This window comes from Actinoplanes sp. CA-142083 (assembly GCF_050942195.1).
GTDB lineage: Bacteria > Actinomycetota > Actinomycetes > Mycobacteriales > Micromonosporaceae > Actinoplanes.
In genome coordinates this window covers 6135078-6155521 of record NZ_CP192076.1, presented here as the reverse complement: position 1 = coordinate 6155521, position 20444 = coordinate 6135078, and the positions used below count along the sequence as shown (strand labels likewise).

Here is a 20444-nt window from a genome sequence, read left to right as displayed (position 1 = left end):
TCAGCCGGCGACCTTGAAGCCGGTGTTCTTCATGTCGTCCACCGTGGTCTTCTGCATGGCGGCCAGCGCCGTGGCGAAGTCCTTCGCCTGCTTGGAAGTGGCGGCCTTGCCGAAAGCGTCGTTGTAGCTGGAGTACGCCACGTTGACGTTCGGGCCGTAGGTGAACGGGTTGGTGATTTTCGCGGCCTCGGCGGCAACCGAGTAGAAATCGCTCTGGTTGGACAGGAACGCCGGCGGCTGGGTCAGCGCGGCGGCGGAGTCGACCGACGCGGGGTAGACGTTGGCGGTCTGGGCGAGGGCCTTGATGCCGGCCGGGTCGGTGTTCATCCACGCGATGAACTGCGCGGCCTGCGCCTTGTGCTTGCTCTGGGTGGTGACGCTGGTGGCCGAGCCGCCCCAGTTGCCGTTCTTCGGGCTGGCGGCGTCCCACTGCGGCAGCAGCGTCGCCTTCCACTTGCCCTTGGTGCTGGCGGCGTTGCCCTCGAGCACGCCGGGGCCCCAGACCGAGCTCAGCCAGCCGACCTGCGTGCCGTCGTTGAGCGCGGCGTTCCACTCCGGGGTGTACATCGGCTTGTTGTCGACGACGCCCTCCTGCACGAGGCCACCCCAGTAGCTGGCGACCTTCTGAGTGTTGGTCTCGTCGATGGCGACCGACCAGGTGTCGCCGTTGACGCCCCACCAGGAGGCGCCGGCCTGCTGGGAGAGCCCGGCGAACCAGCCCGGGTCGTTGGCCGAGAAGGTGCCGAGGTACTGCTTCTTGTTCGCGGTGTGGATCTTGCGGGCCGCGGCGGCGTAGTCGTCCCACGTCTTCGGTGGCTGGAGGCCGAGTTTCTCGAAAATGTCGGTGCGGTAGTAGAACATCATCGGGCCGGAGTCCTGCGGGACGCCGTAGAGGGCCTCGGAGCCGAGGGTCATCGCGTTCCAGGCCGAGTCGGGGAACTTCGCCTTGAGGCTGCCGGCCTCCTTGGAGATGTCGGCGAGCGCGTCGGCGGAAACCAGCGTGGGAACTTTCTGGTACTCGGCCTGCATGACGTCGGGGGCGCCGCTGCCGGCCTTGATCGCGGTGAGCAGTTTCGTGACGGCCGGGTCGCCGCCGTCCTGCTTGTTGACGGTGACGTGGATGTCGGGGTGGGCCGAGTTCCAGCCCTCGACGACCTTGTCCATGTTCGGCGCCCAGGTCCAGTAGGTCAGCTCGACCTTCTCGCCCGGCTTGGTGGCGGTGTCGCCGCTGCTGTCGTCGTCGCTGGAGCAGGCGGCCGTGGTCATCATGAGCGCCGCGGCCAGAACCCCGGCGAGCGGCAGGAATGTCCGTTTCATCGATCCTCCTCGATCGGACGGCCGCGGGAGGGGTGCGGCCGCGGTCGCTGCCGGGGGAGACGTGCGTCACCGAACAGGACCTGTGACCGGTTACAGTGCTGCCCGGTAATGCAATTGTCAAGCCCTTGCGTCACGGCAGTTACAGGGCTGTATCGTGCGGAGCCAGGCGGCTGTGACCGGTTACAGCCAGGCCTCCCCGTTCAAAAGGAGTCACCCGTGTTGGACGTCGCGCACCATCCCTGGTCCGAGCCGCTGCGCCGGCCGCGGATGAGCAACGACGAGGACGTGCGGGCCGGTGTCTCGCTCACCAGCCGCTACCTGATCCGTCACGGCCGTCCGGTCATTCCGGTCTCCGGCGAGATCCACTACAGCCGCGTCCCACGCGCCCGCTGGCGGGAGCGCCTGCGGCAGATGCGCGCCGGCGGGGTCACGGTCGCGTCCAGTTACGTGTTCTGGCTGCACCATGTTTCGCGGAAAGGTGAGCCGCGCTTCGACGGAAACCTCGACGTGGGCGCTTTCGTGGACCTGGCGAACGCGGAAGGGCTCGACGTCTTCCTGCGGATCGGGCCCTGGTGCCACGGGGAGTCGCGTAACGGCGGCTTTCCGGACTGGGTGCAGGAAACTCCCGTACGCCATCGCACCGACGACCCCGGTTATCTTTCGCTCGTCCGGGAATGGTTCGGCCAGATCGCCGCGCAGGTGGGCGACCGTCCGCTGCTGGGCATCCAGCTGGAGAACGAGCTCTACGACCAGCCCGCGCACCTCGTCACGCTCAAGCGGCTGGCTCGCGATGCCGGCCTGTCCGCGCCGCTCTGGACGGCGACCGCGTGGGGCGGCGCGGAGCTGCCGGACGACGAGGTCATGCCGCTCTACGGCGGCTACGGCGACGGGTTCTGGGTCGACGCCGACGCGCCGTGGGACCCGACTTTCCGCGACCACTACTTCTTCTCGCACGTCTGGGACGACCCCGGGATCGGCGCCGACCTGCGGCGGATGCACGAGGCCAAGCTGAGCCTGCCGCAGCCGCGCACCCCCTCGCTGCTGTTCCCGCCGGCGACCTGCGAGCTCGGCGGCGGCATGGCGACCGCGTACCACCGCCGGCCGCGACCGGCCGCCCTCGACGTCGCGACGATCGCGCATTGCAAGATCGGGAACGGCTCGGCGTGGCAGGGCTACTACATGTACGCCGGCGGCACGAACCCCGCTCTCGACGGCGGCGCCCAGGAGTCCCACGCGACCGGCTACCCCAACGACATGCCGCGCCTGGGCTACGACTTCCACGCCCCGATCGGCGAGGCCGGCCTGCTCGCCGAGAGCCACGCGCTGCTCCGATCGCAGCACGCTTTCCTGGCGGCCTTCGGCGCCTCGCTGGCCGAGATGCCGTCGAGCCTGCCCGCGGCCCGGCCGACCGGCGTCGAGGACGCGGAAACCTTGCGCTGGGCGTTGCGCAGCGACGGTCGCAGCGGGTTTCTCTTCATCGCGTGGCACCAGCCGCACGACCCGCTGCCGGCCTATCGCGGCGCGCAGTTCCAGGTGGCGCTGGCGAACGAAACCTTCGTGCTGCCCGCCGCGCCGGTCGACGTCCCGCCCGGCACACTCGCCCGCTGGCCCCTCGCGCTGACGCTCGGTGGCGTGCGGCTCGACTGGGCCACCGCGTCCGCGCTGACGGTCCTGCCGGGCACGGTGCCCACCCTCGTGCTGGTCGCGGAGGCCGGCATCGAAGTCTCTTACTCCGTCGGCGGATCTGTCGCCACCGTCGAGCCGGGCCTGTCGCCGGTCCGGCTCCGGGCGGGCGGCGGCGAGCTGGACCTGCTGGTCCTGCCCGCCGCCGTCGCCGGCTCGCTGTGGGTCTGCGAGGACGGTCCCGCCCGCCGTTTGCTGCTCTCGGAGGGCGCGCTGACCTGGGGCCCGGACGGACGCGTCGAGTCCACGGATCCTTCCGTGCGGGTTTACGACCCGGCGGCGGAAAGTTTCACCGACCTCGTTCTCGAGCGTTCCGCCGAGCCGGGCGTGCGCGGCGGTTCGGCGCGGGCCGACCTGGTGCGCCCGGCCGGGAGCGCCGTGCCGGTCGCCTACGGAAAGTTCGACGGCCGGCAGTCGGCGCCCACCGCGGAAACTTTCGAGGAACTGGCGGCGGTCTTTCGCGTGACGTTGCCGGACTGGGCGACGGACGGCGGGCTCGACTCCTACCTGCGGATCTGGTGGGCCGGCGACGTCGCGCACCTTCGCGTCGACGGGCGGACCGTCACCGACCGCTTCTGGGACGGCTCGACGTGGGTCGTCAGCCTCCGCGACGCCGGCGTGCGCCCGGATTCCGAGGTCACGCTGCACGTGCTGCCGCTCGCGGCCGGGTCGACCGTTTCGCTTCCCGAGGACGCCCGCGACCGCCTCGCGGCGGCCGACGGGCAGCTTCTGGCGATCGATCGGCTTGCGCTGCAAGGGTGGCCGGTCTTTCGAGAGCCCCATCTCGTACGGCGCAGCGCACGGCGCATGGCGGATGGTCGCGAAATCATCTACTTCGACGACACGCCGCCGTTCACCGACCGGGACGCCGTGGACGTGCGCCCGCTGCCGCCGGCGTCGTCCGATCCGGAGATGCGCTACGACCCGCTGACCGGGGAATGGATCGCGATCGCGGCCCACCGTAACGACCGGACCTTCCTGCCCGCGCCCGACCAGGACCCGCTCGCCCCCACCGTCCCCGGCGGCGCCCCGACCGAGATCGCCGCGGCCTCCTACGACGTGGTGGTCTTCGAGAATCGGTTCCCGTCCTTCTCGCCCCGGGCGCGGGGCGGGCTCGAGCTCGTCGACAACGATCCGCTGTGGCCGGTGCGGCCCGCGCGCGGGCGTACGGAAGTCGTGGTTTTCTCCTCGGCGCCGCAAGGCTCGTTCGGGAGCCTGTCGCCGCACCGAGCCCGCACGGTCATCGAGGCCTGGGCCGACCGGACCGCGGCGCTCGGGGCGTCACCCGACGTGGAGTACGTGTTCCCGTTCGAGAACCGGGGACGCGAGATCGGCGTGACGCTGCCCCACCCGCACGGGCAGATCTACGCGTTTCCCTTCGTGCCGCCCAAGGCCGCCCGCATGATCGCCATGGCCGGCGCCCACCGCGGCGGAAACTTGTTCCGCGACATTCTCGACGCCGAGCGAAAAGCCCGGACGCGTCTGGTGGCGACCTCCGTGCACTGGACGGCTTATGTGCCGGCGGCGTCCCGGTGGCCCGTCGAGGTGCACTTGGCGCCGCACCGGGATGTTCCCGACCTGCCGGCGCTGACCTCGGCCGAGCGCGACGACCTGGCCGTGATCTACCTGGATGTGCTCGGGCGGCTTGACCGTTACTTTCCGGGGGTGGAGGCGCTGCCATACATCGCGGGGGTCTTCCAGGCCCCGGCCCGCACCCAGCGTGACCTTTTCCGCCTGCACCTCCAGGTTTTCTCGATTTTGCGCGCGCCCGGCAAGCTCAAGTTTCTCGCCGGCGTGGAATCGGCGATGGGCTCCTGGATCAACGACACCCGCCCGGAGGCGGTGGCGGCGCGGTTGCGCTCACTCGGCTGAGGCCTCGGGTTCGCGGTGTTTCCCGCCTATGCCACGGGCAACTTGGGCCGCGGCACTCCCTGTAGCGTGCGTGCGGTGAAGTCGTGGAGGGGCGCGGCGGCCGGTTTGGTCGTCCTGACGGGGCTGACGGGAGGCTGTGTCCCGGGATCGTGGCGCTCCGAATCGGACTGTCCGGGTGGGAAGGTCACCCCCATTTGGACCGGTCCGACCTCGCCTGCACCTCCGTCGACTGCTGCCCGGGAATCGTTGTGGGTGGCCGACGGAAGCGGGACGGTCCGGACCGTCGACGGGCGGTCGGTCAGCGTCGGCGGTGTGGATCCGCGGATGCCGCCCTCGCTCGTGGCCGGCGCCGGGAAGGTGTGGTCTTACCGGCTCGACAGCGGCGACGTCTCGGTGATCGACCCGGCGGCCGCCAAAGTGACCGGGCACGGCGGCGTGCCGGTGGCGACACCGCTGGTAGAAAACCGGCTGATCGTTGCGCACAAGGCGTTGTGGATCGGTCAGCCCGGGAAACTTTCGCGAATTACGCCGTCCGGGCAGGTCACGCAGGTCGCGTTGCCGGAGAGGCTCATGCCGTCGGCGGCGACCGCCACGAGGCGGTGGCTCTGGCTGGCCTCGGGCAAGCGCCTGCTGCGGATCGATCCCGCCGCTGCGGCTCAGCCCTCGCAGCCGGGCCAAGCGTCGGGGTCTGCTCAGGCGGCGGGTGTCGTCGAGACAGCGTTGCCGGAGAGCGTGGGTGAGCTCGACAGCGGATATGCAGCCGGGATCAACTCGCCGGTGGTGCGGCGGCTCGATCCCGATACCGGGCGGGTCGTTGCCGAGGTTCGGATGCCACACGACGAGCTGGTGATGTCGCTGGCCGGCGGGTGGGCGATCGGCAACTGCGGCACCGCGATGCGGCTGACCGACCGCCTTGCGGTCCGCGTCGCCGACGTCTCACAGGATTTGCCGGCGGTCGCGGCGGTCGGCTCGCTGTGGGTGGGTGACGAGGTCAGATCCGAGATCGTACGCATCGACGCCGCGAGTGGGCATGTCCTGGCGCGGATGCCGTTCGTGGCTTCGGATCCGGACGACCCGGCCTTCTATCTGGTGGCCGGCGAATCGACCGTATGGGTGCTCGACCAGGGAGTGTCGAAAGTGGACACTGTGGCCAACCGGGTCGCCCGCGTGAGGGACGTTCCGGGGATGGCGTCCGCAGTCGCGTATTAGAGGATCTGGTCGTGTGCGTGGGCGCCGTAGTGGCGAGCCTGCCGCGCCATGATTTCGCGCATCGGGGTGCCGCGTGCGACGCCGTAGACCGTTCCGGGGAAGTCGAGGCCCTCCTGGACGGCCCACAGCTCGTCGTGCTGTGACGGCGCGAAGAGCTCGGCGGGATCGCCGGCCGCGATCCAGGCGATCGGGACGACCGTGCCGGGCGGCAGGGTCGAGTTGATGTGCAGGACGCTGTTGATGCGCAACTCGGCGCCCGCGCCGGCGACCGAACCGGGAAACAGGGACGCGCCCGTTGCCACGAAAACTTCGTCCTGCAGGGTCGCGCCGTTGACGTGGGCGTGCGGACCGATCAGCACGGCGTCGCCGATCATCGCCGGATGGTCGCGGCGGCCGCGGACCAGGGCGTGCTCCATCACGACGACATCCTCGCCCAAGCAGACCTCGCCGTCCTCGGCCGTGAGCACCGCGTTGTGCAGGATGCGGGCGCGCTCGCCCAGAATCACGCGCCCGCACAGCACAGCACTCGGCGCCACGTAGGCCGAAGCCGGAACCACCGGCCGTTCACCACGGTGCTCGATGAGACTCATACGAAGCGAATTGCCCACCGGCGCCCCCGCAAACGCTCGCGGCCGGCTTGATCCGCAGCCTGGGGCCCGGAGTCAGGCTGCCTGGTCCGCCAGGGCCTGCTCGAAGCGCGCGGTGTCCCATTTCTCGGCCAGAGCCTGGCGGACCACGTCGGCCTGTGTTGCCGGCGCCATGCCGCCGATCGGCTGGTGACGGTCGAGGTTGGTGGGGAACGCGTAACCCTCGGCCGACGCCGCTATCACGTTTTCCGGGTTGCCGGGAAAGTGTCGCAGAACCGGGTACAGGGCGCGGAGCATCGCCGCGCGGTCGACAGTTTCCATCGCGCGGCCGAAAGCCGACGAGATCTGCAGGAGGTTCGCCATCCGGCGTACGTCGGCGGAGTGGTTCGTGCCGGCGCCGTGGAAGACGGCAGGGTTGAAGAACGCCGCGTCGCCCTTGGCCAGCGGGAGCTGGACCCGGTGCTCGTCGAAGTAGGCGGTGAATTCGGGCTGGTGGAAGGCGATGTAGCCCGGCGGGTACTTCTGCGAATGCGGCAGGTAGAGCGTCGGGCCAGTCTCGAGTGGCATGTCCACATGAGCGACAGCCCCCTGCAGGGTCAGCACGGGAGAGAGGGCGTGGATGTGCGCGGGGTAGCGCAGCGCCTGCTCCCGGGACATGAAGCCCAAGTGGTAATCGCGGTGGGCGACCTGCGCCACGCCGCCGGGGTTGACCACGTTGACCTGCGAGGTCAGCTGGTAGCCCGTGCCCAGCCAGGCCTCGCAGATCAGCGCCAGCGTGTCGTTGTCGTAGTAGGCCGCGAAAGTTGCCGGGTCACGCAGCGCGAACTTGTCGAGGGCGCCCCAGACGCGATCGTTGGCGCCGGGTTTCGCGAAATGGTCGCCGCCGGTGACTCCGGCGGCTTTCTGGGCGGCGATGAGGTCGTTGAGGACGGCGGTGGCGCGGTCGACCACGGCCGGGTCGAAGGCGCCGGCGAACACCACGATCCCGGGGCCGTCCATCAGGGCCCGGACCAGTTCGGCCCGGATCGCTTCCGTGTTCTCCAAGCCGGCCGGGAAGACGAGGACGTTGTCGACCACGTCGATCGCGTGCGGATAGTCGCTCGGATCGGTCTTCTGCTCGCAGACCGCCCGGAAATCGTCCAGGTCGCAGTCCGCGGCGGTGAACCAGGTTGTCATGTCGTCACGCTAGGTCACCGCGAGGCATCGACGAGCCTTGAAAACCCATCAAAATCACATCATGGTGTACGGGTGAAGCACCCGTACCGCATTCGTGAGATCGCCGCCCAGGCCGGCCTCAGCGAGGCGACCGTGGACCGGGTGCTCCACGAGCGCGCCGGCGTGCGCGAGAGCACGATCCGCGAGGTCCGCCAGGCGATCGCCGATCTTGACCGGCAGCGGAGCCAGGTGCGCCTGGCCGGGCGCACATTCATGATCGACGTGGTGGTGCAAGCGCCGCCGCGTTTCTCGGCGTCGATCCGGGCCGCGCTCGAAGCCGAGCTGCCCGGCCTGCGACCCGCAACTTTCCGGGCACGTTTCCATCTCCTCGACGGGCCGTCGGTGCACGAAGTGGTGACCGTGCTCGACCGGATCGCCCGCAACCGTTCCCAGGGCGTGGTGCTCAAAGCTCCCGACGTACCCGAGATCGTGGCCGCGGCCTGCCGCGTGCCCACTCCGCTGGTCACCCTCGTCACCGACCTGCCGGCCACCCGGCGGATCACCTACGTGGGCCTGGACAACCACGCGGCCGGAGCGACCGCCGCCTACCTGATCGATCGGTGGCTCGGCGCTCGTGAGGGGGACGTGCTGGTGGTGCGCGGCCGCAGCGAATTCCGCGGCGAGGACGAGCGGGCCGCCGGGTTTCGCGCCGAGATGCCGAGCTTTCGCCGGCTCTTCTCGGTGGTGGACGCGGAAGACAGTCCGGAAACTGTCGCGGCCGGCATTCGCGACGTGCTCGCGGTCGCGCCGTCGATCCGGGGGATCTACTCGATGTACGCGGGCGCCGGCGGCAACCGGGCCGTCGTGTCGGCCTTTCGCGACCACCCGTACGACGTTTTCGTGGCGCACGACCTCGACGCCGAGAATGTTGCGTTGCTCCGGTCGCGAAAGCTTTCCGCGGTGCTGCACCACGATCTGCGCACCGACCTGCGTCGCGCCTGCCACGCCATCATGCAGGCGCACGGGTTGCTGCCCGGCCCGATCCGCACCAACCCGTCCGCGGTCCAGGTGATCACCCCGCACAACGCGCCGCCGGTCGAGTTCTGACGCGATCTCCGCCGGATCTCCACCCCTTCTCCACGGCTGATCCCTAGCGTCGCCGGGGTGCCGCTCACCGTGCCGACCCACCCCGCCGCCGTGCTGCCGCTCAAGCTGTGGCGGCCCCGCTGGTTCGACGGCGTGGCCCTTGCCGTCGGCTCGACGGCCCCCGACCTCGCGTATGCGCTCGACGGATCCGGCCTTCCGGTCTGGCCGCTGTCGCATCAGGTTCGCGGGCTGATGCTGTGGTGCCTGCCGGTGACGCTCGTCGTGACCTGGCTGATCCGGCTGGCCGCGCCCGTGCTCGCTCCCCATCTGCCGGCGTTCGGCCCGCTCGCGTTGCGGGACTACGGCTCGCTCGGCGGCAGGCCGCACCGGTGGGCGGTCACCTGCTACTCGGCGCTGCTGGCCGCCGCCAGCCACCTCGTGCTCGACGCCCTCGAGAACCTTTCGTCCACCGCCGAATACGCCGGTCACCTGCTCGGTGCGGCCGGTCTGCTCGCGGTCCTGGCGACCATCGGACGCCACAGGTTGCTGCGGCGGTGGCACGGCGAGCCGCCGGCGATCCGGTCGCGGCCGGTGCTGTTCTGGGCGGTCGCCGCCGGGGTTACGTTGCCGCTCGTCGCGGCGGCGCTGTTCCTGCCAGCGGTGTTCCTGGTCCACACGACCGCCGTGCGACTGTTCTGCACGGCCGCGGCGGCCCTACTGCTCGCTACGCTGGCCGTCTAGCTCGACCGAGCACCTCGCCCGGCGGGTAGCTCGCTGAACGTGTCCCGCCACCGGCCGCCCGTCGACGTCGCCCTCCGCCGGCTATGAATGGCTCGCTGCGGAGGGCTGGCAGTGAGCGGCCCGCTCGGCGAGGCGCTCGTCAGCGAGACAAGTGCTCCACCGGTGCCTCTTCATCGCGGTGGATGCGGTTGCGGCCGCCCGCCTTCGCCGCGTACATCGCCGCGTCAGCGCGTCGCAGCTCGCTGTCCGGGTGCGCCCCCGACGTCGCCCGGATGATGCCGATGCTGGCGCCGATGTAGACCTGGCGCGACGGCGTTTCGAAGGGCAGGGCCAATGTTTCCAGGATGCGTTCGGCGACCGTGTCGGCGGTGGCGTCGTCGGTCCACGGCAGGATCACCGCGAACTCGTCGCCGCCCAGCCGGGCCACGACGTCGCCGGCCCGGGTGATGGCGTTGATGCGCTCGGCCACCGCCACCAGGACAGCGTCGCCGGCCTCGTGGCCGAAGGCGTCGTTCACCGGCTTGAAGCCGTCCAGGTCGATGTAGAGCAGCGCGGTCGGGCCTACCGATTCGCCCAGCGCGGACGCCCAGCGGTCGTGGAAACGGCGGCGGTTGGCCAAACCGGTCAGCTGGTCGGTGGTGGCCTGCTCCTCGACCGCGCGCAGGGCCTTGGAGGTCAGCCGCACGAGGCCGTCCAGGCGGGCGATGACCAGCAGGAACAGGACGGCGCAACCGAGCACGATGACCGGCACGTCGATCGGCATGCCGCGTAGCCACTCGATGGCGAGGACCGCGGGGGCCATCAGGCTCGCGATCGCCAGCGCGGCCACGCGGCCCCGAGGCGCGGCGGCCTCGGCCACCGGCGGGCTCTTGCGGGACAGGGTGGTGACCGACGGGTGCAGGGCCGCCGCGCCGCCGAGGGCCTGCATGGCCAGCCAGCCCAGGTCGACGATGTTGCCCGCCTGGTAGCCGATGGTGAGCTCCAGCAGGGCGTACCCGACGTCGGCCACGAGCATCGCGAGCACGCTGGCGACGATCAGGCGGAACGCCGGCGGCTTGTCGCCGCGGCCGGTGACCAGGCGGGCCAGCACGGCCAGCACCAGCAGGTCGGACACCGGGTAGGCCAGGGAGACCGCGCGGGCCAGCGGGCTCAGCGTGTCGTCGCGGACATAGGGAACGATCAGGAAAACCCACGAAAGCATCGCGGCGCCGGTGGAAAGAACCAGCGCATCGAGCAGGCCGGGGAGGTCCTTGCCGGGGCGACGGGCGCGGACCAGGCCGACGACGGCGATCGCCATCATGACCGCGAAACTGATGTAGAGAAAGTCGGCGTAGCTCGGGAAAACATCGCCGCCGGCGGCGAACGTCTGGATCCAATAGACGATTTCGGCCAGGGCGAAACAGGCGCGCGCCGCGGCCATCAAATACCACGGCCATCGTACGAGGGGGCGATGGCGCCGGACGCCTGCCGCGATCGCGACGGCCGCCGACAGGCCGATGGTGCCCACCAGGACGGTCTTGACCTGGTCCACCGGGACCGCGTAGTAGATCACTACGATCACGGCACAGAAGGCCAGGTACATCTGCCAGGCCGGCCGGCGCCATCTGCCCACGCGTTACCCCCTGCCGATCGTCACCGCATCCGGCTGATCGGCAGGGGATGGCCCGGCTTGAGGGGAAGTCAGGCGCCCTTGCGGCTGGCGATCGCCTCCAGGAAAATTTCGCCGATCTTCGCGGGGTCGGTGGCGATGAAGACCCCGCCCGAGCCGGCCGCCTTGGTGATCGCCTCGAGCTCGGCGCGGTCGAGCGCGGTGCCCATGCCGATGATGATCATGCGGACCGGGCGTTTCGGGTCGCGGATCTTGGTGAGCTTGTCGACGACCTGCTCGATGGTGAGGCCGCCCGGGTTGTCGTTCTTCCCGTCGGTGTAGATCACGACGGAGTTCGAGACGCCGGCCTGCCAGCCCTTCTGCACCCGCTCGTAGGCGGCGAGCGCGGTGTCGTAGAGGCCGGTGTCACCGCCCTCCTTCGGCACGATCTTGTCGATCGCGGCGAGCATCTCCGGGCGGTGGCCGGCGCAGGACAGGATCGGCAGGTTCTCCACCCACGGGCGCTTGCCGGCCATGTTGGTGGAGAAGGTCCAGTTACCCACCGACCAGCGGTCGTCGAGCAGCGCCAGGCCCTGCCGGGCGACGCCCTGGGTGACTTGGGCCCGGGTCGCGCCGCCGGCGGTCGGCACCTTCGCCTTCATCGACGCGGAGACGTCGAAGACCGCCAGCATCCGGCCGGGCTGGGTGATCGCGGTCCAGCTGCCGAGGAGCTGGCCGATCGCGCCGGCGACCACCGCCGGCTTCTGCGCCGGGGGTGGCGGGACCGACGCGGGTGCTCCCTTGGGGGCGGCGAACCCCGCTCCGGTGGTGCCGTCCGGACCCCGTACGCCGGCCTTTGCCAGATCTTGAAGGAAAGTTTTCGTGGCGAGCGTCTTGCGGAACGCGGTTGCCGCCGCCGCCTTCTGCGGGTCGACGCCGGGCATGATCGCGAACGGGTAGTCGAGGACCACCGAGAGCGGCTTCGGATAGAGGGCGGCCAGAGCGGTCGCGGGGTTTCCGCCGTTGTACGCGATGACATCCGCCTCGGAGAGCGGCGCTAGGCCCACGCCCGCGCCACTTTCGCCGGCGGACTGCGGAAGTTTCTGGAGAAGGTCGTTGCGGATGCTGGAACTGTTCGCGGAAAGAGCGCGCATCACTCCCACCTTGAGGGTGGCCGCGGAGGCGTCGGTGCCGGCTGCGGCGGCGAAGGCGAGCAGCCCAGCCAGGCCGGTGGCGTCGCGCAGTGGGTCGACCGTACCCGGGCGCAACGCCTTGTCGGTCGCGACCTTTTTCGCGAGGTCTTTCCAACCGGGAGTGCCGGCGGTCCAGCCGAACGCGGTGGCCGTGGACTCCGGGGCGGCGAGCACGAGCGGGCTCTCGGCGATCGAGCCGAGCGTGGTCGGCTGGAAGCCCGGCGCCTCGGATCCGATGCGCAGCAACCACGTGCTCGAGTCGGGGATCCACGCGTCGACGTCCGGGTCGGCGTTCTGCGCGGCGCCCACCCCGCCCAGGTTGACGCCGTGCCGCCCGCCCACCGCGGCAGCCATACCGGTCGGGTCGGAGGGGGTCACGGCGACCGTGGCGCAGGCGTCGTCGCTGTTGGCCCAGGTTGTCGCCGCGGACTGCACGGCCGGCGCCACCTCGGGCGCGACGGCGACCTTGAGGCTCACGGTCTCGGTGCATTTCTTGCCGGAGAACTCGTGATACCCGGCCCAGGCGCCACCGGCGATGACGGCGATCGCGAGGGCGGAGGCGGTCACGACGAGTCCGGTGCGCTGAAGTTGACGATGTCGGCCGGGCACCGGGACATCTTGATCGCCGGAGCCCTGAAAAATCTTCACTACCGCTGCAGATAGTTTTCAGTTGACGCCAAAAGCCACATCCCGGCCATCGCTCAGACACTTTCCGGAAACATGGCGGGCTCCTGCTCAGGGGTGCTCGCGGTGGGGCCGAAAAGCCAGTCGACGTACGTGTAGTCGTACACGTCGCGGTCTCGAAGAATTTTGTTACGCCAGGTCCGCTTCTCGCCGTCATAGTGCCAGAAACGGCCCCAGGCGCGAGCGGTGGTGACGACGCGGCGGCAGTGCTCGGGGCGGACGGCGTTGTAGGCCGTGAGCATGGCGTCCCAGCCCTGGCCGGCGTGCGTGGAGAGCACCCAGGCGTCCTCGATGGCCATGACCGCGCCCTGCGCCAGGTATTGCAGCGGGGGGTGGGCGGCGTCGCCGGCCAGCGCGATCCGGCCCCGGGTCCAGGTCATGATCGGGTCGCGGTCGAACATGCGCCACCAGCGGTCGCGCCACATCAGCGGCAGGCCCGCGCGAACTTGCGCGCAAGTTTCCGCGAAAGCCGCGTCGAGCTCGTCCGGGGTGCCCCAGTCCTCGAGGCCGGCGAGCGCCTTCGGGGACTCGAAGACGGCGACCTGGTTGAACATCTCGCCGTGGCGCAGCGGGTACTGCACGAGGTGGCAGCGCGGGCCGACGTAGACGACGACGTCCTTGAGATGCACGTCGAGCTCGGAAACTTTCTCGATCGGGACCGCGCCGCGATAGGCGACGTAGGCCGAGCTGACCGGCTTGTCGTCGCTGAACATGCGGCGGGCGGTCGAGTGCAGACCGTCGGCGGCGACAAGAACCTTTCCGTACGACTTTCCGCCGGCGTGCACCGCGACCGCGCCGTCCGGGGCCTGCTCGTAGGCGGTGACCTGCGCATCCGTGACCAGCGAGACGCCGGCCCGCCGGCAGGCCCGGAGCAGTGCCCCGTGCAGGTCGCTGCGGTGGATGACCAGGTAGGGGAAGCCGTAGCGGCGCTCCACATCCTGCAGGTCGAGGCTGCTCAGCACGCTGCCGTCGACGGCGTCCTTCATGACGATGCGCTGCGGGAGAACGCCGAGCTCGCGAACCTCGTCGAGCAGGCCCCACTCGGCGAGGATGCGGGTGCAGTTGGGGGCGATCTGCATGCCGGCCCCGACCTCGCCGAAGCGGGACGCCTGCTCGAGCACCTCGACTTGTAGACCCTTGCGGGTGAGCGCAAGGGCAGCGGACAGACCGCCGATCCCGCCGCCGACCACGACCACGTCGGTAGCCATGTGAGTCCTTCCCGAGATGTCAGAAATGCGCGATGGAGGGGCCGCCGTCAGAGCCAGCGGGGCAGGGCGGGTGCGCCGACCACGCCGCGGGTGTGGCGCCCGGCCAGGTAGGCAGCGATGCCGGCGAGGGTGCCGGTGACCGCGGTGACCGCGGTGACCGCGGTGACCGCGGTGACCGCGGTGGGCACGGTGGGCACGGTGGGCGCGGTGACTGCGGTGGGCGCGGTGCGCGTGGTGGGCGCGGTGGGCGCGGTGGTTATGGTCGCGGCGGGCGCGTGCAGGCCGTTGACCGCGCCGTGGCCGGCTATGCGCCAGACGCCGTAGTGGTCGGTTGCGGTCAGGGTGAGGGCGGGGCCGTCGTTGGCGGTCGAGCGCTTGGCCACGATGTCGTCGACCAGGGCTGCCAGGAAGCCCGACGCCAGGTCGTCGAAGCGGACGCCTCCGCCGAGGTCTACCGAATGGATCATCACTTCGCGGGCTCGGAGCCACGAGATTTCCGTGGCGGGGACGGTTCTGCCCTGGGCCGTCCGGACCGGCCGGGCCCCGTCGGCGGGGTCGAGGGTGGCGAATGCGGAATCCAGGGCCGCGGCCGAGTCGGTGACCCATGCACGCAACGAGGCCAGCGGGCGGCGGGAGCCGGCCTCGATGTCGGCGTCTCGCTGGGTGGGAGAGGAGTACATCGGGGTTTCGATGCCGGTTCGGGCCCAGGTGACCAGGTTTCCGAGGGCCTCGGCGTTCAGCGCCACGTGGGCCAGGAGGTGGCGGCCGGTCCAGCCGGGGAGGGCGGTTTCCCGTTCCAGGAGGTGGTCGGGGAGGGTGGCCATGGCGCCGAAGAAATGGGCGTTTCCCTGTGCCACCCAGCGCAGGCTGTCGGTGTGGCCGCGGTCGACGCTCAGCACGCTTCGGCCTTGACCTCGGAACGGCCTAGGTGCGTGATCTCGGTGGTGAGCACGCTGCCGCCGGTCAGGTAGCGGGCCGGCTTGCGGGCGTGGCCGACGCCGCCGGGGGTGCCGGAGGCGATGACGTCGCCGGGCTTCAGGGTCAGGATCGTGGAGATGTACCGGACCAGCGCCACCGGGTCGAAGACCAGATCGGCGGTGTCGGCCTGCTGCACGATCTCGCCGTCGACGCGACCGGTCAGGGTGAGCGACGGGCGGACGCCGCCGGGCAGCTCGTCCGGAGTGACCAGGTAGGGGCCGAACGGGGTGCTCGCCTCCCAGGTCTTGCCCTGCAACCACATCGGTGTGCGGTACTGCCAGTCGCGCATGGTCACGTCGTTGAGAACGGCGAAACCGGCGATGGCGTCGGCCGCCTCCGAAGCTGAGGCGCGGCGGACGGTCCGGCCGACGACGATGGCGAGCTCGGCCTCCCAGTCGACCGCGTCCGACTCCGGCGGCAGCGAAATTTCGTCGTAGGCGCCGACCAGGGCCTCGGAATATTTCGCGAAAAGGGTCGGGAACCGCGGAAGCTCGTGGCCCATCTCGAGGATGTGGTTGCGGTAGTTCAGCCCCACGCAGATGATCTTGCCGGGATGGGGGACGACCGGCGCGAAACCGGCGGCGTCGACCGGCACATCGAACGTACGCGAGGACCAGGCGGGATCGGCCAGCAGCGCGCCGACGTCGGTCGCGCCGGCGTCGAGGAAAGTATCTCCCTCGACGCGCACCGCGCGGGTGACGCCGTCGGCCGTGCGAATGGTGGCTAACTTCATGCGGAAGGTCCTTCGGTACGGTCGAGGCCCAGCGCCTCGAAAACGGGGGCGTCGCTGAACGCGAACAGGTCGAGCGCGCCCGAATCCGAGTCGGAGGCCGACGCTTCCGACGTCGCGGAGAACGCGGTCCACGACGGCACCACGAAGAGGTCGCCGCGGGTGACGGACCAACTCTTGTCGCCGACCGTGACCCGGCCGCTGCCGTCGAACACCTGGTAGACCGCCGATCCGGTCTGGCGGCGGGGCGCGGTCTCGCCGCCACGGCTGACGCGGTGCATCTCGGCGCGGATGGTCGGCAGTACATCGCCGCCGGTGGCGGGATTGGTGTAGCGGACCGCGGCGTGCCCGGGCTCGACGACGCCCGGGTGCCCTTCGTCGGCGAGGGCCAGCTGGTCGGCGAGAGCACGGTCGGTGTCCGCCCAGGCGTACCGGAGAAGTGGTGAACCGGATCGCCCAGCTTGCGCCGCGATGGGCCGCAGGCCCGGATGTCCCCAGAGACGCTCGGAGCGTGAGCGCGCCGGCGTGCTGTGCTCCGCCTCGCTGATGGCCTCGCGGCCGAACTCGAAGAACTGCGCCTCGGTCTGGTACTGGAACGGGATGTCGAGGCCGTCGATCCAGGCCATCGGTCGGTCGGCGGCGTTGTGGTGCGCGTGCCAGTTCCACCCGGCCTGCGGCAGGAAGTCGCCGCGGCCCATCGGCACCGGGTCGCGGCCGACCACTGTCCACACGCCTTCGCCCTCGACGACGAAGCGGAACGCGTGCTGTGTATGACGATGTTCCGGCGCGTTCTCACCCGGCATCAGATATTGGATCGCCGCCCACAGCGTCGGCGTGGCGAACGGCCGTCCGCCGAGCGACGGGTTGGCCAGGGCGATGGCGCGGCGTTCGCCGCCGCGACCCACGGGCACGAGATGGCCGGCCTGATCGGCGAGCTCCAGCAGGTGCTTCCAGCGCCACAGATGGGGTACGGCCTTGGACCGCGGATGCGCCGGCATGAGGTCGCCGATCTCGGTCCACAAGGGAACGAGGAGCTCCCGCTCGAAACCACGGTAGAGATCGGCCAGCGCGTCGGACGGGGTGGGCTGGTCCGGCGCGTCGACCATGCCGAGGCGCACCGGGCCGTTCGCGATTTCAGACATGCTCCCAGCTTGTAGGGTGGGTTGCGGAATAGAACAGGAGATTCTGCTGTGAAGAATCCGCCGAACTACTCGATCCGCAGCGTCGATCACGCGCTGCAGCTGGCGGTCATGCTGCAGGTCGAGGGGCCGCTGTCGGTGGGCGAGGCGGCCGCGCGCCTGGATGTGGCGGCGTCGACCGCGCATCGACTGCTCGCGATGCTGGTGTACCGGGATTTCGCGGTGCAGCGCGAGGATCGCAAATACGCGGCCGGGCCGGTTCTTTCGTTGAGCGCCGGCTCGCAGTCGCGCACGGCGTTGTTGCGCACGGTCGCGATGCCGCACCTCGCGGCGCTGGTCGACCGGGTGCGCGAAAGCGCGAATCTTTCCGTCCTCAGCGGCGACCATGTGCGGTTCATCGGGTCGGTGGAGTGCACGCAGGCGCTGCGGGTCGGAAACCGGGAGGGCATGGTCTTTCCGGCGCACCTCGCATCGGGCGGCAAGATCATGCTGGCGGAGTTGCCGCCCGAGCGGCTCGAGGCGTTGTACGGCGACGACAGGTGGGCGGACCGCCTGGATCAGCGGCCCGCTCTGGCCACGCTGCGCCGCGAGCTGCGGACGGTGCGGGAGCGCGGTTTCTCCATCAACGCCGGAAAGACGGAGTCGGGGGTGACGGCGGTCGGGCGGGCCGTACGCGACGAGCACGGCCGGGTCGAGGCCGCCGTCTCGGTCTCGATGCCGACCGCGCGGTTCTCGCGGGACCGGTTGCCGGAGATCGTCGCCGCGCTCGCCCTGACCGCCCGCGACATCGAGGACCAGTTGTGCGCCGTCAGCTGAGCACGGCGCCCGCGCTCAGCTTGCGCAGCCGGGGAATGGGGATCCGGTAGTTTACCGCCGCCACCGTCGCCGGCCCGGCTGGCCGCTCCCAGCGCAGGAGACCGTCGCCGTCGAGCGGGGTCGGCGGCCCGATGGCCGGCAGGGGACCGGCGACCTTGAGCGAGATCCCGAATTGCTCGGTCCAGAAGTAGGGGCGGGGGTCCAACGGCGCGGCGGCGTCGCCGTACAGCAGCGCCGCGGCCGCCACCTTGCCCTGGTCGATTGCGCTGCTCCACAAGGGAACCCGGCGAAAGCCCTGCGCGGTTGGGATCGCGGCGACATCGCCGGCGGCGACGATGCCGGGCCGGAACCGGAGCCGACCGTCCACCTCGAGCGCGCCGCTCATCCCCAGCCATTCGACGTTCGGAAGATCCCCGGCGGCCGTGACGATCAGATCGGCCTCGAGGCGGTGCCCGCCGGCCAGAATGACCGTGCCCGGTGAGTCGATCCTCGCCTCCTTCGTCTCGACGATGCGTAGGCCGCGCTCCCGGGCCGCCGCCGTGAACAGGGCCGAGAAGTGGCTCCCGAGCTGCGCGGCGAGTGGCATCCCCCGCGAGACGAGGGTGACGCCGCAGCCGGCGGCCAGGCAGCTCGAAGCTATCTCCATCCCGAGCGGGCCGCCGCCGACCACGAGCACAGCGGGCCGGTCGGCGATCCGGCGGCGCAGCCGCAGCGCGTCGTCGAGGCCGCGCAGGGTCAGCTCGCCGCTGTCCGGCGGACCGAGGCGGCGCGCTCGGCAGCCGGTCGCGACCACCAGGCCGTCGTACAGCACGCGGTCGCCGTCGTCGAGCACGACCAGCCGCCGCTCGTCGTCCAGCGCGGCCACCCGTACGCCTAGCCGCTCGGCCGCCCCGTGCGTCGGCGGCGGCAGCTGGTGTGCGGTCAGGCCGGCCTCGTCGCGCAGCAGAGCCTTGGACAGCGCCGGCCGGCTGTACGCCGGATGCGGCTCGTCGCCGATCAGGGTCAGGTCGCCGTCGAATCCATTGGCCCGCAACGTGTCGGCAGCGGTGAGACCGGAGATGCCGTTGCCGGCGATGACGATCCGCCTCATCCCGGCGATGCCGTTGCCCCTCATCCCAGGCGTAGCGCGGCCACCGGGCAGACCCGGACCGCGGCGTTGGCGGCGGTCAGGTCCGTGTCGCCGACCTGCTCCCGGTCCAGCACCAGCTCGCCGTCGTCGTCGAGGTGCATCAGCTGCGGCGCCGCCTCCTCGCAGAGGCCGTGGCCCTCGCAGCGTGGCCGGTCGAGAACGATCCTCATGCGGGAACCACCTCCAGCACCGGGAGCCGGTCGAGACCGCGCGTGATGTTGCTGGGCACGCGGGTCCCGAGGCCGGCGACGAGACGCTCGACCCGGCGGGCCAGAGCGGCGATGACGGCGTGCCCCTCGAGCCGGGCGAGTCCCTGGCCGGCGCAGCCGTGCGGCCCGTACCCGAAGGAGAGATGGTCGACCGGGTTGCGCTCGACCCGGAAGGCGTCGGGATCGGGATAGTGCCGCGGGTCGCGGTTGCCGGCGCCGAAGAGGATGGCCACCTGCGCGCCCGCCGGCACCCGCGTGCCGCCGAGCTTTACGTCTCTCGTGACCCGCCGCCCCCAGGCGTGCACCGGCGCCCAGAACCGGAGCACCTCGTTGAAGGCGGCCGGCACCAGGGCCGGGTCGGCCCGAACCAGCGCGAGCTGCTCGGGATGGGCCGCGAACAGCGCGACCACGTTGCCGAGGGCGGCGACCGTCGTGTCGAGACCGGCGCCGAGGTACTGGTGGATGATGTGACCGGCGGTCCCGGCGGGGATGTCGCCGCGCGCCTCCGCGTCGAAGATGCCCCGCCCGACCGAGCCGGGCGCCAGGTCCTCGGCGGCGACGGTGGAGCACCAGCCGTACAGCTCGCCGGCGATCGGGAAGCTCTCGGCCGTGCGCTGGTTCAGCGGGCCGATCACCTCCATCGCGGCCTGGCCCCAGCGCAGCATGTTGGCGCGGACGTGGCCGGTGAAGCCGATCAGGTCGGCGACCACCTCGAGGGGCAGGGCGCGGGCCAGCGCGTCGATCGCCTCGAAGGCGCCCGTGGCGGCCAGCCCGGCGACGAGGTCGTCGGCCTTCGCGTCGATCCGGCTTTTCATGCCGCGCAGGGCTCGCGGCGAGAGGTTCTCGGTGAGGGCGGCGCGCAACCGGGTGTGGTCCGGCGGGTCGGAGGCGAGCGAGGTGCCGGTCAGGGCCTCGTTGACCATCGGGTTGAAGCCGATCGAGGACGAGGAGAAGGTCTCCCAGTCGCCGAGCGCGGCGCGGATGACGTCGTACCGGGTCAGGGCGTAGACGTCGTTCTTCGGCAGGTACACCACCGGGCCGCGCTCACGCAGCTCGGCGAAGACGGGATAGGGGTCGAGCAGGACGTCGTCCGCGAACAGGTCGATGCCGGACATGGCTC

At 70.8% G+C, this 20444-nt stretch carries 17 protein-coding genes; 5 read left to right on the top strand and 12 right to left on the bottom strand.

The genetic code is table 11. The features are described from left to right. Complete coding sequence (locus ACQPZX_RS28295) at nucleotides 1-1317, bottom strand: ABC transporter substrate-binding protein (RefSeq protein WP_433361336.1); 1317 nt, start codon at nucleotides 1315-1317, stop codon at nucleotides 1-3. A 216-nt stretch (nucleotides 1318-1533) separates the two neighbouring features. Here ACQPZX_RS28295 and galT point away from each other — a divergent pair, with 216 nt between their 5' ends. Together galT and ACQPZX_RS28285 are read left to right on the top strand one after the other, a co-directional pair. After that, nucleotides 1534-4872 (top strand): galactose-1-phosphate uridylyltransferase, encoded by a 3339-nt coding sequence (gene galT, locus ACQPZX_RS28290; RefSeq protein ID WP_433361333.1) that lies wholly within the window; start codon nucleotides 1534-1536, stop codon nucleotides 4870-4872. 252 nt (nucleotides 4873-5124) lie between these two features. Then, nucleotides 5125-6081 carry a hypothetical protein gene (locus ACQPZX_RS28285; protein WP_433361330.1) on the top strand — a complete coding sequence of 319 codons (957 nt, stop codon included), beginning with the start codon at nucleotides 5125-5127 and terminating at the stop codon, nucleotides 6079-6081. On the opposite strand, the gene ACQPZX_RS28280 is transcribed toward ACQPZX_RS28285, so the two are convergent. Both ACQPZX_RS28280 and ACQPZX_RS28275 read right to left on the bottom strand, forming a co-directional pair. Then, nucleotides 6078-6638: a gamma carbonic anhydrase family protein gene (locus tag ACQPZX_RS28280; RefSeq protein ID WP_433361327.1), complete on the bottom strand. Its 561-nt coding sequence runs from the start codon at nucleotides 6636-6638 to the stop codon at nucleotides 6078-6080. The two genes, ACQPZX_RS28285 and ACQPZX_RS28280, sit on opposite strands and share 4 nt — an antisense overlap. 105 nt (nucleotides 6639-6743) lie before the next feature. After that, the gene (locus ACQPZX_RS28275; protein ID WP_433361324.1) at nucleotides 6744-7844 is read right to left on the bottom strand and encodes a phytanoyl-CoA dioxygenase family protein; all 1101 of its coding nucleotides are present in this window, start codon (nucleotides 7842-7844) and stop codon (nucleotides 6744-6746) included. A 72-nt stretch (nucleotides 7845-7916) separates the two neighbouring features. Between ACQPZX_RS28275 and ACQPZX_RS28270 the strand changes: the two genes are divergently transcribed. Both ACQPZX_RS28270 and ACQPZX_RS28265 read left to right on the top strand, forming a co-directional pair. Further along, the gene (locus tag ACQPZX_RS28270) at nucleotides 7917-8930 is read left to right on the top strand and encodes a LacI family DNA-binding transcriptional regulator (RefSeq protein ID WP_433361321.1); all 1014 of its coding nucleotides are present in this window, start codon (nucleotides 7917-7919) and stop codon (nucleotides 8928-8930) included. Nucleotides 8931-8987: 57 nt separating this feature from the next. Continuing rightward, nucleotides 8988-9650 (top strand): DUF4184 family protein, encoded by a 663-nt coding sequence (locus ACQPZX_RS28265; protein ID WP_433361318.1) that lies wholly within the window; start codon nucleotides 8988-8990, stop codon nucleotides 9648-9650. Nucleotides 9651-9789: 139 nt separating this feature from the next. Here ACQPZX_RS28265 and ACQPZX_RS28260 read toward each other — a convergent pair whose 3' ends face one another. The 6 genes from ACQPZX_RS28260 to ACQPZX_RS28235 all read right to left on the bottom strand — a co-directional run bounded on the left by ACQPZX_RS28260 (nucleotide 9790) and on the right by ACQPZX_RS28235 (nucleotide 17173). After that, nucleotides 9790-11262 (bottom strand): diguanylate cyclase domain-containing protein, encoded by a 1473-nt coding sequence (locus tag ACQPZX_RS28260; RefSeq protein ID WP_433361315.1) that lies wholly within the window; start codon nucleotides 11260-11262, stop codon nucleotides 9790-9792. A gap of 68 nt (nucleotides 11263-11330) precedes the next feature. Beyond that, nucleotides 11331-13040 carry a VWA domain-containing protein gene (locus ACQPZX_RS28255; RefSeq protein ID WP_433361312.1) on the bottom strand — a complete coding sequence of 570 codons (1710 nt, stop codon included), beginning with the start codon at nucleotides 13038-13040 and terminating at the stop codon, nucleotides 11331-11333. 92 nt (nucleotides 13041-13132) lie between these two features. Continuing rightward, nucleotides 13133-14323 carry an FAD-dependent oxidoreductase gene (locus tag ACQPZX_RS28250; protein WP_433361309.1) on the bottom strand — a complete coding sequence of 397 codons (1191 nt, stop codon included), beginning with the start codon at nucleotides 14321-14323 and terminating at the stop codon, nucleotides 13133-13135. 47 nt (nucleotides 14324-14370) lie between these two features. After that, on the bottom strand, nucleotides 14371-15222 hold the full coding sequence (locus ACQPZX_RS28245; protein ID WP_433361306.1) for a maleylpyruvate isomerase N-terminal domain-containing protein: 852 nt from the start codon (nucleotides 15220-15222) through the stop codon (nucleotides 14371-14373). Continuing rightward, complete coding sequence (locus ACQPZX_RS28240; protein WP_433361303.1) at nucleotides 15216-16034, bottom strand: fumarylacetoacetate hydrolase family protein; 819 nt, start codon at nucleotides 16032-16034, stop codon at nucleotides 15216-15218. Before ACQPZX_RS28240 ends, ACQPZX_RS28245 begins: the two co-directional genes overlap by 7 nt. Further along, the gene (locus ACQPZX_RS28235; RefSeq protein ID WP_433361300.1) at nucleotides 16031-17173 is read right to left on the bottom strand and encodes a cupin domain-containing protein; all 1143 of its coding nucleotides are present in this window, start codon (nucleotides 17171-17173) and stop codon (nucleotides 16031-16033) included. The genes ACQPZX_RS28240 and ACQPZX_RS28235 overlap by 4 nt, the downstream gene beginning before the upstream one ends. A 48-nt stretch (nucleotides 17174-17221) precedes the next feature. Between ACQPZX_RS28235 and ACQPZX_RS28230 the strand changes: the two genes are divergently transcribed. After that, entirely contained in the window at nucleotides 17222-17986 is a 765-nt protein-coding gene (locus tag ACQPZX_RS28230) for an IclR family transcriptional regulator (RefSeq protein WP_433361297.1), read from the top strand. Here the strand turns inward: ACQPZX_RS28230 and ACQPZX_RS28225 are convergent. The 3 genes from ACQPZX_RS28225 to ACQPZX_RS28215 are packed head-to-tail and all read right to left on the bottom strand — an operon-like array spanning nucleotide 17979 to nucleotide 20439. Further along, complete coding sequence (locus ACQPZX_RS28225; protein ID WP_433361294.1) at nucleotides 17979-19076, bottom strand: NAD(P)/FAD-dependent oxidoreductase; 1098 nt, start codon at nucleotides 19074-19076, stop codon at nucleotides 17979-17981. The two genes, ACQPZX_RS28230 and ACQPZX_RS28225, sit on opposite strands and share 8 nt — an antisense overlap. A gap of 20 nt (nucleotides 19077-19096) precedes the next feature. Next, nucleotides 19097-19285: a ferredoxin gene (locus tag ACQPZX_RS28220; RefSeq protein WP_433361291.1), complete on the bottom strand. Its 189-nt coding sequence runs from the start codon at nucleotides 19283-19285 to the stop codon at nucleotides 19097-19099. Then, nucleotides 19282-20439, bottom strand: coding sequence for a cytochrome P450 (locus ACQPZX_RS28215; RefSeq protein ID WP_433361288.1), 1158 nt, complete (start codon nucleotides 20437-20439; stop codon nucleotides 19282-19284). The genes ACQPZX_RS28220 and ACQPZX_RS28215 overlap by 4 nt, the downstream gene beginning before the upstream one ends. Nucleotides 20440-20444: the final 5 nt, after the last annotated feature.